This is a genomic window from Pseudomonas sp. JUb42 (assembly GCF_024807945.1).
Classification (GTDB): Bacteria; Pseudomonadota; Gammaproteobacteria; order Pseudomonadales; family Pseudomonadaceae; genus Aquipseudomonas.
The window spans coordinates 164,270-177,964 of the sequence record NZ_JANUFD010000003.1 but is presented as its reverse complement, the minus strand read 5'-3'; the positions used below and the strand labels follow the sequence as shown (position 1 = coordinate 177,964).

16 protein-coding genes are annotated in these 13,695 nt (G+C 59.5%); 6 read left to right on the top strand and 10 right to left on the bottom strand.

What is annotated here, in order from left to right; genetic code table 11:
• Nucleotides 1-300: 300 nt before the first annotated feature.
• Nucleotides 301-951, top strand: coding sequence for a hypothetical protein (locus M2401_RS07325; protein ID WP_259101095.1), 651 nt, complete (start codon nt 301-303; stop codon nt 949-951).
• Between the two features lie 47 nt (nt 952-998).
• On the opposite strand, the gene M2401_RS07320 is transcribed toward M2401_RS07325, so the two are convergent.
• The 5 genes from M2401_RS07320 to prlC form a co-directional block, all read right to left on the bottom strand.
• Complete coding sequence (locus M2401_RS07320) at nt 999-2,531, bottom strand: SulP family inorganic anion transporter (protein ID WP_259101093.1); 1,533 nt, start codon at nt 2,529-2,531, stop codon at nt 999-1,001.
• Nucleotides 2,532-2,641: 110 nt separating this feature from the next.
• Nucleotides 2,642-3,355, bottom strand: coding sequence for a carbonic anhydrase (locus tag M2401_RS07315; protein ID WP_409033893.1), 714 nt, complete (start codon nt 3,353-3,355; stop codon nt 2,642-2,644).
• Nucleotides 3,356-3,637: 282 nt separating this feature from the next.
• On the bottom strand, nt 3,638-4,696 hold the full coding sequence (locus M2401_RS07310; protein WP_259101089.1) for a PA0069 family radical SAM protein: 1,059 nt from the start codon (nt 4,694-4,696) through the stop codon (nt 3,638-3,640).
• A 284-nt stretch (nt 4,697-4,980) separates the two neighbouring features.
• Nucleotides 4,981-5,268 carry a YheV family putative zinc ribbon protein gene (locus tag M2401_RS07305; RefSeq protein WP_259101088.1) on the bottom strand — a complete coding sequence of 96 codons (288 nt, stop codon included), beginning with the start codon at nt 5,266-5,268 and terminating at the stop codon, nt 4,981-4,983.
• Nucleotides 5,265-7,352: an oligopeptidase A gene (gene prlC, locus M2401_RS07300; protein ID WP_259101087.1), complete on the bottom strand. Its 2,088-nt coding sequence runs from the start codon at nt 7,350-7,352 to the stop codon at nt 5,265-5,267. The genes M2401_RS07305 and prlC overlap by 4 nt, the downstream gene beginning before the upstream one ends.
• 76 nt (nt 7,353-7,428) lie before the next feature.
• Between prlC and M2401_RS07295 the strand changes: the two genes are divergently transcribed.
• Both M2401_RS07295 and M2401_RS07290 read left to right on the top strand, forming a co-directional pair.
• Entirely contained in the window at nt 7,429-7,974 is a 546-nt protein-coding gene (locus M2401_RS07295; RefSeq protein WP_259101086.1) for a gamma carbonic anhydrase family protein, read from the top strand.
• 28 nt (nt 7,975-8,002) lie between these two features.
• Nucleotides 8,003-8,653, top strand: coding sequence for an HAD family hydrolase (locus M2401_RS07290; protein WP_259101085.1), 651 nt, complete (start codon nt 8,003-8,005; stop codon nt 8,651-8,653).
• A 154-nt stretch (nt 8,654-8,807) separates the two neighbouring features.
• On the opposite strand, the gene M2401_RS07285 is transcribed toward M2401_RS07290, so the two are convergent.
• Nucleotides 8,808-9,854, bottom strand: a complete 1,047-nt coding sequence (locus tag M2401_RS07285; RefSeq protein ID WP_259101084.1) for an aminopeptidase — start codon at nt 9,852-9,854, stop codon at nt 8,808-8,810.
• A 95-nt stretch (nt 9,855-9,949) separates the two neighbouring features.
• On the opposite strand from M2401_RS07285, the gene M2401_RS07280 reads away from it, so the two are divergent.
• Entirely contained in the window at nt 9,950-10,366 is a 417-nt protein-coding gene (locus tag M2401_RS07280) for a hypothetical protein (protein WP_259101083.1), read from the top strand.
• On the opposite strand, the gene M2401_RS07275 is transcribed toward M2401_RS07280, so the two are convergent.
• Together M2401_RS07275 and M2401_RS07270 are read right to left on the bottom strand one after the other, a co-directional pair.
• A complete protein-coding gene (locus tag M2401_RS07275) occupies nt 10,367-10,600 on the bottom strand; it encodes a DUF1161 domain-containing protein (protein WP_259101082.1) in 234 nt (77 codons plus the stop codon).
• A gap of 78 nt (nt 10,601-10,678) precedes the next feature.
• Nucleotides 10,679-11,110 (bottom strand): OsmC family protein, encoded by a 432-nt coding sequence (locus M2401_RS07270; protein WP_259101081.1) that lies wholly within the window; start codon nt 11,108-11,110, stop codon nt 10,679-10,681.
• Between the two features lie 232 nt (nt 11,111-11,342).
• Here M2401_RS07270 and M2401_RS07265 point away from each other — a divergent pair, with 232 nt between their 5' ends.
• Nucleotides 11,343-12,344, top strand: a complete 1,002-nt coding sequence (locus M2401_RS07265; protein WP_259101080.1) for an LLM class flavin-dependent oxidoreductase — start codon at nt 11,343-11,345, stop codon at nt 12,342-12,344.
• A 208-nt stretch (nt 12,345-12,552) separates the two neighbouring features.
• Here the strand turns inward: M2401_RS07265 and M2401_RS07260 are convergent, their stop codons facing one another.
• Together M2401_RS07260 and M2401_RS07255 are read right to left on the bottom strand one after the other, a co-directional pair.
• Nucleotides 12,553-12,777, bottom strand: coding sequence for a DUF1161 domain-containing protein (locus tag M2401_RS07260; protein WP_259101079.1), 225 nt, complete (start codon nt 12,775-12,777; stop codon nt 12,553-12,555).
• Nucleotides 12,778-12,901: 124 nt separating this feature from the next.
• Nucleotides 12,902-13,117: a dodecin gene (locus M2401_RS07255; RefSeq protein ID WP_259101078.1), complete on the bottom strand. Its 216-nt coding sequence runs from the start codon at nt 13,115-13,117 to the stop codon at nt 12,902-12,904.
• A 167-nt stretch (nt 13,118-13,284) separates the two neighbouring features.
• On the opposite strand from M2401_RS07255, the gene M2401_RS07250 reads away from it, so the two are divergent.
• Nucleotides 13,285-13,611 (top strand): YqjD family protein, encoded by a 327-nt coding sequence (locus tag M2401_RS07250; protein WP_259101077.1) that lies wholly within the window; start codon nt 13,285-13,287, stop codon nt 13,609-13,611.
• Nucleotides 13,612-13,695: the final 84 nt, after the last annotated feature.

Genomic DNA, 13,695 nt, shown 5'->3' with positions numbered 1-13,695 from the left:
CCGATCCACGCCAAACCTGCTTGAGCAGGGAGGCAATTGGATATCAGCCATCTTCCTTACAGGTCGCAGTATAGACAGCGCCTGCCGCGTGCAAGGCGCGCAAATCGCCCAAAGTCAGGTCGTCCCCCCACCCGTCCCCCTGGAAAAAATGGCAAATCCCATAAAAACAGGGGTTTTTAGTCGTGAACACACATAAAGGTGACGCCGTTATGACAAATACGTCTTAGCAATTCGCTTAAGCGAGCTAACGTATGACTTCCCATCAATAACAGCCTGGTTATACCGTTTTCAGGAGACTGCATGAACACCGCCGCTTTGCGCGAGCAGATACGACGTGCCCATCAGCACGAGGCCGCAACTGGCCAACTGGTAAAGCAACTGGAAGTCCAACTGCCCCACCTGCACCCAGCCATTCATTTACCCGAAGTCGATGCACGGGACGTACTGACCCGCTTTGTCACCGCCTATATCGATCTGGTCCCGGACCTGCTGGATGCTGCCCATGAGGTGGCCGTCGAAGCCGGCATCGAAGGGCAGATCAAGCCGGTACTGAAGATTGCCGAGCACTTTTTCACCGCTCCTCCGGCCATCATGGAAGGCCACGAAGGACTCGACAGCCTCCTGGACGAAGCCTATCTGGCCCATCGTCTGGTGGAGGAAGTGAACGATCTGTACATCAAGCATTTCGGTCAGCCGCTGATTCCGTCCAATACGACGGTTGCCAGCGTGATCGCTCATCAACTGATCGGCGAAGCGTTCGCCAACCAGCTGGATGAGGCCGTGCATCATGCAGTAGACGGCATGCTTGACGACGACAGCTTTGCCCTGGAATCCGTGGAAGCCTATCGCGACCGCCTTGCCAGCCCCGATACCGAGGCTGCCTGGAAGCGTTGGCCGAGCCTGTCACGGCAACTGGGCATTGGCCTGGAAATGGAACAAGGCAAGGGCTGAAGCCCTTGCTGTATATGACCCGCAGGTAACTGCGGGTCCTATTTTCCCTACGATACCGCGCTACCCATTCCCACCGTCGTGCGCACACGCCCTTCCAATCGACGCTTCAAGCCCCGCGACTCAATGATCAACCGCGAACCTTGCGCCGCATTCGCGCGCCCCCACTCTTCCAGCAACTCCAGGCACGAGTGGTCGATATAACTCAGGTTATTCAACGGTACATGCACAGTGCTGCCCTTGGGGATGCTGTTCAAGGCCTGGGTCAGGGCCGGCACTTTGAGGAAGGTCGCGGCACCGATCAGGCGCAACTCCATTTCCCCTTGTGGCTCCAGCTCGACCAGGCTGATTTTCAGGCGCGCCGCCTTGAAGGCCAGCTTGACCAGGGTCAGGGCAAAACCGATCAGCACACCGGTCAGCAGGTCCGTAGAAACAATCGCGATGGCCGTCGCCGCGTAGGTGAACATCGGCATGCGTCCGTAGCGACCCAGGCCGCGAAAGGCTTTCAGGTCCACCAGCTTGAGGCCGGTGTAGACCAACACCCCCGCCAGGCTCGCCACTGGAATGCTCTGCAGCACACTGGACAATAGCAACACGAAGGCCAGCAGCCACAGGCCATGGAACATCGCTGACATCCGGGTCTTGGCACCGGCCTGCACGTTGGCTGAGCTGCGCACGATCACCCCGGTCATTGGCAACGCACCGACCAGACCGCAAAGCATATTGCCCACGCCCTGGGCGCTGAGCTCCTTGTCGAAGTCAGAGCGCACGCCGTTGTGCATGCGGTCCACCGCTGCCGCCGACAACAGGGTTTCAGCACTGGCGATAAAGGCCACGGCAAAGGCGGCGACCAGAATGGCTGGATCCGCCAGGTTGAGCAGATCCGCCGGGCGCAGCCAGTCGATGGCTTCGGCCAGGTTGGCAGGCACTTCGACGCGCTTGACCGGCAGCGCCAGCAGCAGACTGGCAGCGGTCGCCGCACCGACACCGAGCAAGGCCCCCGGTACGAAGCGCAAGGCTTGCGGGCGGCGCTTTTCCCAGGCCAACATGATCAGGATCGTGCCCAGCCCCAACAGCCCGGCGTACAGGGCACTGCCGGGGCCGAAGGCGCCAAGCAGAGTCGTAGGGAAGGCGATCAGGTTATCCAGCCCCGAGGGCTGCGGCCCGCTGTCGAACATCACATGCAGTTGTGACAGTACAATCAGCACGCCAATCCCGGCCAGCATGCCGTAGACCACTGCTGGCGCCGTGACCCGGAACCAGCAGCCGAGCTTGAAACGCCCGGCCAGTACTTGCAGCAAACCCGCCAGCAGCAGGATCGGCCCGAGCATGGCCATGCCGTGCTCGCGTACCAACTCGAAGACCAGCACCGCCAGCCCCGCAGCCGGGCCGCTGACCTGCAACGGCGATCCCGCCAGCCAGCCCACTACCAGGCCGCCGATAATACCCGTGACCAAGCCCTTGGCAGGCGGCATGCCCGAAGCGATGGCAATGCCCATGCACAAGGGCAGGGCGACCAGAAAGACCACCACGGACGCCAGCAGCTCCCGTGGCAACAACGATTTAAGTTCTGTAGCACCCATGACGACTCTCCGGGTTTTTCTTCAGACATGGCAAAGCCCTGCCGCGCATCCAAGGCGCAGCGTCGGGCTTAAAGAAGGATTCGACCGTTAGTCGTGTTCAGCTCGTGCGGCTAGAAACGTGACTTGGGTGTCGCAACGGGTATATGCGAGCTGCCATCAAGCGGCAGGAACGTATCCTGCTCGGCGTCGTAGGCCAGGATTTCGCTGGTCTCGATGCTGTAGACCCAGCCATGGATGAACAGTTGGCCGTTGGCGATCTTCGAGGCCACCGAAGGGTGGGTGCGCAAATGCTGCAACTGGGCGATGACGTTTTCCTGGGTCAGCACATGCATGGTTTCTTTTTCACCGCTGCAATGGCAGTTGTCCTCGACCACCGTGCGCGCGACTTCGGCATGGCGCAGCCAAGCCCTGACCGTCGGCATTTTTTCCAGGGAGTCGGGGTTGAGCACGGCGCGCATGGCGCCACAGTCGGAGTGACCGCAGATGATGATGTGCTGTACACCCAGGGCCAGCACCGCGTATTCGATCGCGGTGGAAACACCGCCGTTCATCTGGCCATACGGCGGCACGACGTTGCCGACGTTACGCGTGACGAACAGGTCGCCGGGGGAGCTGTGGGTAATCAGTTCGGGGACGATGCGCGAGTCGGCGCAGGTGATGAACATGGCGCGGGGGTTTTGCGCGGTCGCGAGCTTCTTGAATAGCTCTTCCTGCTCCGGAAAGACCTCCTTGCGGAAGTGCTTGAAGCCATCAACGATGTGTTGCAAGGCTGCCTCGGGGCTATCTGCAGCTGGCGCCGATGCAGCCAACGTCTGTTTATCCATGTCGCTCATGTCTCATCCTCTCTGACGGATTGATGTGGATTATTGCCTTATCTCGAAGTGGTTTTCTTTTTTCCATGTCAGAAAATTCCGTTTTCTGTGACATCCACAGACCACTTCGAGTGACAGACTAGTCTGCAAAGCTTAATTGAAACTGAATGTAGTCGACCACTGGGCGGTCAAGATGGATCTGCATGAGCTGCCAAAGGCTGCGAAATCGGTACATCAGGCAGCACCCCATCGCAGCCTTCGGCAGCTCCTAAAGAACCTCACTCGCCAAGAAAACTACAACAACGACATCTGCCCACCCGGCGGGCAGAAAGCCGTGCAATCCAGGCTGAAGCCGCGACGCTGATTGAGTCCCAGGCGCTTGATCGCCACGGCATAGCGCTGGGCCAGCAGATCGGCAAACGGCCCTTCGCCGCGCATGCGTGAACCGAAGCGACTGTCATACACCTGCCCACCACGGCTCTGACGCACCAGGCTCATCACATGCTCGGCGCGCTGTGGGTAATGGGCTTGCAACCACTCCTCGAACAGCGGCGCTACTTCCAGAGGCAGACGCAACATGATGTAACTGGCACTCAATGCACCGGCGGCATGGGCTTCGTTGAGCAGGCTTTCCAGCTCGTTGTCGTTGATCATCGGGATCATGGGTGCGCAGATCACACCCACAGGCACCCCGGCATCGCGCAACACACGGATCGCCCGCAACCGGGCCTTGGGCGCTGCTGCACGGGGCTCGAGGATACGTTTGAGCTCATCATCCAGGGTCGTCAGGCTGATGTAGACCGAAACCAAACGCTGCCTGGCCAGTTCGGCCAGCAAATCCAGATCGCGCAGGATCAGCGAACCCTTGGTGATGATGCTCACCGGATGCCGGTAACGCAGCAGCACTTCAAGCGTGGCGCGGGTGATTTTGTACTCGCGCTCGATGGGCTGGTACGGATCGGTATTGGCGCCCAGGGTAATCGGCGCCACCGTATAGCCGGGCTTGGACAACTGTTGCTCGAGCAGCGCGGCTGCGTTGGTCTTGGCGATCAGCTTGGTCTCGAAATCCAGCCCCGGCGACATATCCCAATAGGCGTGAGAAGGGCGCGCATAGCAGTAGATACAGCCATGTTCGCAGCCGCGATACGGATTGATGGAACGGTCGAAAGGAATATCCGGCGAGCTGTTGCGGGTAATGATGCTCTTGGCGGTCTCGGTGGTGACCTGGGTACCCTGAGTCATCGGCACTTCCTGATACCAGCCGTCGTCCTCGGCCACCGAGCGGTTGGGCGCGAAGCGATTATGCGGATTGGTCGCCGTGCCGCGACCGCGAGGCGGTAGAGCAATGGACATGGGGACGCTTCTCTATACTGGTTATTTGTACAGTATAAAGAAAGCATCTGAGAAGGCTAGCGTAGCCGATGGATGGGCACGTCTGTGGGAGATACCGCCCCGTCTACGACGCCGCGCTGTCACGCAGCAAACACTAACCGTGGCAGGGAGCAAATCGTGTGGGAGCGGATTCATCCGCGAAGAGGGCGGTACATTCGATACATATCTATCGGCTGAAGCACCGTCTTCGCGAATGAATTCGCTCCCACAGCATTCGTACTCCAAATTTATTCCGTAACCACTTCTTAGCTCGGATCAACCGGCTTTTTCAGCTTCGGATTGGGGAAAAACTGCACGCCCTGCACCTTCGGATCAGCCGGTTTCACCACTGGCTTATTGACCCGCGTGCCCAATTCCTTGGGCACTGAGTTGCCATCGGCATTGAGCGTGTCGCTGTAACCGCAGGCGACGCACTCACGGTGCGGCACGTCGTTTTCGCTCCACATCATCAGCTTGTCGGGTTCGCTGCACGCCGGGCAGACAGCCCCGGCGATAAAGCGCTTCTTGGTCACGATTGGCGGTGTATCGGTCATGCTGCCGCTTCCTCGCTCAGGCCTGAGTGGCGCAAGAGTGCGTCAATCGAGGGTTCGCGTCCGCGGAAATCGACGAACAGCACCATCGGTGCCTGAGAGCCGCCACGGGCCAGAATCGCCTCACGGAATGCGCGGCCGGTGTCGGCATTGAGCACGCCGTCTTCTTCGAAACGCGAGAAGGCATCGGCCGACAGCACTTCGGCCCACTTGTAGCTGTAGTAACCCGCCGCGTAACCGCCCGCGAAGATATGCGCGAAGCTGTTGGGGAAGCGGTTATAGGCCGGTGGACGCATGACCGACACTTCGTCGCGCACGCCTTCAAGCACTTGGGCAACGCTGCGGCCATCGCCATGAGTGGCGTGCAATTCGAAGTCGAACAGCGAGAACTCCAGTTGGCGAACCATCATCAGGCCGGACTGGAAGTTCTTGGCGGCAAGCATTTTTTCCAACAGGTCCTGAGGCAGGGCTGCGCCGGTCTCGTAGTGACCGGAAATCAGCGCCAGGCCTTCCGGCTCCCAGCACCAGTTTTCCATGAACTGGCTTGGCAGCTCGACCGCATCCCAGGCCACACCGTTGATCCCCGAAACACCGACGTGTTCGATGCGGGTCAGCAGGTGGTGCAAGCCATGGCCGAACTCGTGGAACAGGGTGGTGACTTCATCATGGGTCAGCAGCGCAGGTTTGCCGCCCACTGCCGGGGTAAAATTGCAGACCAGGTTGGCCACCGGGTTTTGCAGGCGGCCATCAACGGTGCGGCGACGGTCGCGGGCGCCGTCCATCCAAGCACCGCCGCGCTTGTTGGCTCGGGCATAGAGATCGAAGAAGAAGCGGCCGACGTGCTGGCCGTTCTCGCTGATCTCGAACAGGCGCACATCCGGGTGCCAGGTATCGAAACCTTTCTGCTCGACGATTTCGATGCCGTACAGGCGCTGGACGATGGCAAACAGCCCGGTCAGCACTTTGTCGATGGGGAAGTAGGCGCGCAGGGCTTCCTGGGAAACGCTGTAGCGCTGCTCGCGCAGTTTTTCGCCGTAAAAGCCGCTGTCCCAGCTCTGCAGGTCCGGGCAGCCGTGTTCGGCGGCATAGGCGCGCAGTTGTTGCAGATCCTGGGCGGCAAACGGCTTGCTGCGCTTGGCCAGGTCACGCAGGAAAGTCAGCACCTGATCGCTGGACTCGGCCATCTTGGTCGCCAGGCTCAGCTCGGAGAAGCTGGCAAAGCCCAGCAGCTTGGCCAGTTCCTGACGCAGGTCGAGGATCTGCTCCATCACTGGGCCGTTGTCGTTCTGCCCGGCGTTCGGGCCCTGGTCGGAAGAACGTGTGCAGTAGGCGGCATACACTTCCTCGCGCAGGGCGCGGTCTTCGGCGTAGGTCATTACGGCGTAATAACTCGGGAATTCCAGGGTGATCAGGAAGCCTTCGAGATCCTTGGCCTTGGCCGCCGCAGCCATTTGCTGCTTGGCGGACTCGGTCAGACCGGCCAGGGCCGATTCATCGGTAACCAGTTTGGTCCAGGCCTGGGTCGCGTCCAGCAACTGGTTGGAGAACTGGCTGCCCAGTTCCGACAGCTTGCTCTGCACTTCGGCGTAGCGCTTTTGCTGCTCGGGCGGCAAATCGATACCCGACAGGCGGAAATCGCGCAGGGAATGTTCGAGAATGGTTTTCTGCGCCACGTCGAAGCCAGCGGCTTCCGGGCTGTTGGCCAGCGCCTCATAAGCCTGGAACAGCTCACGGTTCTGGCCCAGCTCCGTGGAGTAGGCGCTCAGGCCCGGCAAGCAGGACTCATAGGCTTCACGCAGCTCGGCGCTGTTGCACACGGCGTTGAGGTGACTGACCGGGCTCCAGGCATCGCCCAGACGCCCATTGAGTTCGTCCATGGCCAGCACCAGGCCGGCCCATGTCGGGGCCTTGCCCTGCTTGGCGAGGATATCGGCAATGGCCACGCGGTTGTCAGCGAGAATCTGGTCGATGGCAGGTTTTACATGCTCGGCACGGATCGCCGAAAAGGCTGGCAGGTCGTACGATTGCAAAAGAGGGTTGTTCGCGCTCACGGTTTTGCACCTTGGCTGGAAGAAACACCCTCGCATCTTAATTACAATCGGCGCTCACCGCAGCAAGCAGACCCCGATCCCGCGACTATCGCGAGCAAAGAAGGAGCCTATCGTGGCCATCCGCACGTTCCAGCAACACACTCCCGCCCTTGGCGAACGGGCCTTTGTCGATTCGACGGCAGTGGTTATCGGCGACGTCGAAATCGGCGTCGACAGCTCGATCTGGCCGCTGACCGTGGTCCGTGGCGACATGCACCGCATCCGCATCGGCGCGCGCACCAGCGTGCAGGACGGCAGCGTGCTGCACATCACCCACGCCGGGCCGTTCAACCCGGACGGTTTCCCGCTGCTGATCGGCGACGACGTGACCATCGGCCACAAAGCCATGCTCCACGGCTGCACCGTCGGCAACCGCATCCTGATCGGCATGGGCACCACCATCATGGACGGCGCCGTGGTCGAGGACGAAGTGATCATCGGTGCAGGTAGCCTGGTGCCGCCGGGCAAGGTGCTGGAAAGCGGCTTTCTCTACGTCGGCCGCCCGGTCAAACAGGTACGCACCCTGACCGAGAAGGAAATCGCCTTCTTCCCCTACAGCGCCGCCAACTACGTAAAACTCAAGGATCAGCACCTGGCCGAAGGCTACGACCGCGCCTGACCTCCCTGAACCTGCCAACGGATACCCCATGCATTACCCAACAATTCTGTTCGACCTCGACGGCACCCTGACCGACCCGCGCGAAGGCATTACCCGCTCGATCCAGTTCGCCCTGGCACGCCTGGGCATCGACGAGCCGGACATCACTCGCCTGGAACACTTTATCGGCCCGCCACTGTTGCAGGCCTTCATGCAGTTCTACGGTTTCGACGAGGCCAAGGCTTGGGAAGCGGTCAACTTCTATCGCGAACGCTTCAAGGTCACCGGACTGTATGAAAATCGCGTGTTCGACGGCGTTTTCGAACTGCTCGACACCCTGGCCGGGCAGAATCGCACCCTGTATATCGCCACCTCGAAGCCCTGGGTATTCGCCCGGGAAATCGCCCGGCACTTCGACTTCGCCCGCTATTTCAAAGTGATCTACGGCAGCGAACTGGACGGCACCCGCACCGACAAAGTCGAGCTGATCGCCCATCTATTGGCCGAAGAAGGCCTGGACCCGGCGCAAACCCTGATGATCGGCGATCGCAAACACGACTTGATTGGTGGCACGCGCAACGGGCTGGACGTGGTGGCAGTGGGGTATGGGTTTGGCAGTCACGAAGAGCTGGCGGGGCAGGCGCCGACCTATCATTTTGAGACGATGGCGGATTTGCGCGCGGCATTTGCCAAGCGCTGATATGTCCCCCATGGCACGGCCTTGGCGGGCAACTGTGGGAGCGAATTCATTCGCGAAGAGGCCGGTACATTCGCTACATATTCGTCGCCTGAAATGCCGCTTTCGCGAATAAATTCGCTCCCACACAATCGGTTTGTAAGAGGATGGGCAACCTTCAGGGCATCAACTTTTGCAGTGCCGCTTTGCGCTCTTCAATGGGTAAATGACCCAATTTTTCGACCGCGCTGAAAAACGCCGGCCAATCGCCGTTCACCTGCTTGAACACCGCCGAAAATGCCGGCACCCATTGGTCGTAGAGCCCGAACGGCAGCAGCCTGGCGTTATTCAACGGCGCGTTGACCCAGGCATCGTAACGCTTGTCACCGCCCCACTGGCTATCGCGCATCTGCCGGTAATCACGGCGCAGACGCTCGAATTCGGCGGCCTTGCGCGTGCGCATTTCGGCGGCAGGCAAGGGCAGGGCGTACAGGGTTTTCAGACGCTCGCGGGTATCGAGCACCAACTGAATGAACTGCTCGCGCTGCCGGGCCTGGCTCTTGCTTTCCGGCGGCAGGCCTTGGGCGGTGCGCCATTGGCGGGTGCCTTCCTGCTCGACGAAGTTGGCGTAGGATTCGTTGAACTCGGTGTCGTCCTTCACATAAAACCGCTGATGCGCCAGCTCATGGAAAATCAGCGTGGACAGGCGTTCATCGCCCCAGCCAGACATGGAGCTGAGGATCGGATCGTCGAACCAGCCCAGGGTCGAGTAGGCTTCGACCCCGCTGACATAGACATCCTTGCCCGCCTGGCGCTGCAACGCCGCATCGCCCCGAGCGCCGCCCTGGCTGTAATAGCCGCGATAAGCCACGCAACCGGCAATCGGGAAGCAATGGGTGACCGGGGACAGGGAAAATTCATCGGTGGCGAAGACATTCCAGACCACAAAGGGCCGGTGGATATCGGCATACAGTCGATAGCTGCGGTTGTCCGGTAGGTGCAATGCGCGACTGGCAAACTCCCGCGCAGCCTGGGCGTGCCGCAGGCGCTCGCGCAGTTTCGGGTCACGGCCGGGGTCGGCAATCACGTCGGCCACCGGCTCGCGAGCGTGCAACAGGCTGAGCTGGCCATCGACCAATTGGCTGTAGTAAGAAAGGCTCGAACAACCGCTGAGCAATACCGCCGCCAGCATCAGTGCGGGGCGTAATACATTGAGTCTCGGCATATGCAGCCCAGAGGTGAAAAACGTCGTTCGTTATGCCGCACGCCTCGGCTCAAATGCAACTATCATCGGCAGTTCGTTCAGCCTGGGGACCCATGATGCGCTATCCACTCGTAATCCTTGCCTGCGTCGCTACTTTGGCCGGGTGTGCCGGGCCGTTGCCTGCGGTCGATCCGCAACAGGCCTGGGTCGATATGCATACCTTTACCGGCAAACTGGTGATGGCCGACAAGCTCGATGGCAAGACCACCTACGATGGGCGTTATTTCCAGATGCCGCCCGGCAGCCATTTGCTGAAGGTGCGCTATGACTACGAGTATCAGGCCGGTGGCCTGGGTATCTCCATGGATCTATATAACGAACTGACCTGCTATATCGACGTGCGTTACGACCACTTTGCCGCAGGCGAGCACTACAAGCTTGAGGTGCGGCATATCGCCAATGACATCACCGCGCGGCTGTACGACGCCGAGCGCCGGGAAGTGGCCCGGGAAGGTGATATTCACTGCATCTGATCAGCGATCGTTCTTCTGGTAGATGATCTTCTTCGTGCCGTTTTCACAGCTGCCCACGACCATATTCTGATCGTGCACATCGTCATTACTGACAATCTCCAGGGTGTAGGCATTGACGTTCGCCGCCTGAATCTTCGCTTCGATCTCAGTCTTGAGCTCCTCGCACGGCTTGGGCGCCGCCAGGGCCGCGGTACACAACGCAGAACAGGCAATGGCCAGCAAAATACGTTTCATGCTCGACTCCTTGGCTAAGCATAAAAAAATGACCTGCCCAGACGGGCCGGGCAGGTCACTGATGCAACGCGGCTGCGATCAGCTGAGCAGCGTAGCGTCCAGGGTGATTTCTGCGTTCAGCACTTTCGATACCGGGCAACCGGCCTTGGCCATGCCGGTCAGCTTCTCGAACTGCTCCTGAGTGGCGCCCGGCACCTTGGCCTTGAGGATCAGGTGCACTTTGGTGATGGAGAAACCGCCATCGACCTGGTCCAGCGTCACTTCGGCCTGGGTATCGATGCTTTCAGCGACGAGATTTTCGCCACCGAGGATCATCGACAGGGCCATGGAGAAGCAGCCGGCATGGGCCGCGCCGATCAGCTCTTCCGGATTGGTGCCCTTGCCGCCTTCGAAGCGGGCCTTGAAGCCGTAAGGCGCTTCACGCAGCACGCCGGTTTCAGTGGAGATGCTGCCGATACCGGACTTCAGGTCACCTGCCCAGTGGGCGGACGCTTTCTTGACAATGCTCATGGTGTCTCCTGACTTAGGTGTGAGGTTTCGTTCGGGTATGAAGGTTCTGAGGATAGACGGCTTTGAAAAGTTCAACGATTGGTAAATCCTACTAAATTCGTAGGATATTTTTCACGTAACCATTGAAATCCTACCGCTCGCCCATACACACTAAAGCTAATTCTGTGCGTAAAGACTGGCCAATGTACCAGACCGGCCTGCGCACCACTCTAACGAGGATATGTTGCGGCCTATGAAACGTTTAGCCGATGTGAAGATTTCCACCCTCGACCTGGTGCCCGTGCGCCAGGACAAAGGCACTGCCCAGTCCCTGCACAACTCTCTGGACCTGGCTCGCCATGTTGAAAAACTGGGCTTCGAGCGCTTCTGGGTCGCCGAACACCACAATATGGACGGCATCGCCAGCTCGGCGACCTCGGTGCTGTTGGGCTATCTGGCCGGTGGCACCTCGACCATTCGCGTCGGTGCCGGCGGGATCATGCTGCCCAACCATGCGCCACTGGTCATCGCCGAGCAGTTCGGCACCCTGGCCAGCCTCTATCCCGGCCGTATCGACCTGGGCCTGGGCCGCGCGCCCGGCTCCGACCAGATGACCGCCCGCGCGCTGCGCCGTGAGCGTTCGGGCAGCGCCGATGATTTTCCGGACGATGTCACCGAGCTGATGGAGTACTTGGGCCCGCGCAAACCTGAGCAAAAAGTGATCGCCGTACCGGGCACAGGGACCGAAGTGCCGATCTGGCTGCTCGGCTCGAGCCTGTTCAGCGCGCAACTGGCGGGCATGCGCGGCTTGCCCTACGCCTTCGCCTCGCACTTCGCACCGCGCTACATGCATGAGGCGATTCGCGTCTATCGCAACCACTTCCAGCCATCGGCCGTGCTCGACAAACCGTACGTCATGCTCGGCGTGCCTTTGGTGGCAGCCGATACCGACGAGCAGGCCGAATACCTGGCGACCTCGGTGTACCAACGCATCCTCGCCCTGATGCGCGGGCAAAGCCTGATGCAGCGCGCGCCGGTCAAAACCATGGACGGCCTGTGGCTGCCCCATGAGCGCGAAGCGGTGGCGAGTTTCCTGGGACTGGCGATGGTCGGCGGCCCGGAAAAAATCCGCGCCAAGCTCGATGTATTGCTGGAGCAGACCGACGCTGACGAGCTGATCTTTACCTGTGACATGTACGAGCATGCCGATCGGTTGCGCTCATATGAAATCCTGGCCCAGGTGGCCAAGGGCTGAGCAGGAACTGTAGGAGTGAACTCACTGAAAGCGAATTCTGTGGGAGCGAATTCATTCGCGAAGGGGCCGGAACAGTCGACACACCTTCATCGTCTGACCCATCGCTTTCGCGGATAAATCCGCTCCCGCAGTTTTCAAACTGCTCAAGATGCGCCCATAAAAAAACCGACGCCTGAGAGGGTCGGTTTTTTTAAAACAGGCCAGCCAATCAACCGCGCTTGTAAACGATCTCTTTGGTGCCTGCGTCGCACGAACCAACAACCTTCTTGTCGCCCGCAGCACCTTTGTCGACCACTTCCAGCGAATAGGATTTGACGCCTTTCGCCTGCAGTTTCGCGTCCAGATCAGCCTTCAACTCATCGCAAGGCTTGCCTGCCGCCATGGCGCCACTGGCAAGACTCAACAGACCCACTGCCAACAGTAACTTCTTCATCGGTCAAACTCCCTGATCAGGCTGAAACAGGCGATTTCGCGAAGGGGAAATCGCCCGGAAACATTAGCCACGTCGACGTATTTGTCAAAGGTTGTGGCAATCAGCCAGTGTAAAAGTTCAGCTTTTAGCTATTGGCGATGCGAAAACCGACTTTCAGGGTCACTTGGTAGTGCTGGACCTTGCCATTTTCGATATGACCACGTGTTTCCGTCACTTCAAACCACTCCAGATGCTTGAGGCTTTTGCTTGCCTCGGCCAGAGCGTTGTTGATGGCGTCTTCGATGGAGGTGGTAGACGAGCCGACGAGCTCGATTTTTTTGTAGGTGTGGTGATCAGTCATGGCAGTTCTCCTAAAGGGTGAGTAGGAGCGTAGCAGTGCTGACGCTCCTTACCTCTGTGGGCAAATTCCTGGGAGAAGTTCAGATATTTGATCTAAAGCTGCGTTGCACTTTCGCGAAGTGGTGTAGTCGGAAACAACACACCCTCTCACCCTGAAGGAGAAACACCATGGCTCTTAACTCACTTCGTAAAGCCTCGTTGCAAAGCATGGAAGCGGAAATCGAAAGCCTGCTCAAGTCCCTGGAAAGCCTGAAAAACGACGCTTCGGAAGAGTCCCACAAAACCCTGAAAAGCCTGAAGGCCAACGCCGAGCGCGCCCTGAGCCATTCGCGCGGCCTGCTCAGCGATGTCTATGAAGACGTCAAAGTGAAAACCCGCGAAACCGGCGTTGCTACCCGTGACTACGCTCAAGAACACCCTTGGACTACGGCCGGTGTGGCTGTTGGTGCCGTAGGCCTGCTGGCCGCTTACCTGCTGTGCAAGCGCGCTAACTGATCATTATGTGCGAGATCACCTTTCGCGAATGAATTCGCTCCCACGAGATCACTTCAGACCCGTGGGAGCGGATTCATCCGCGAA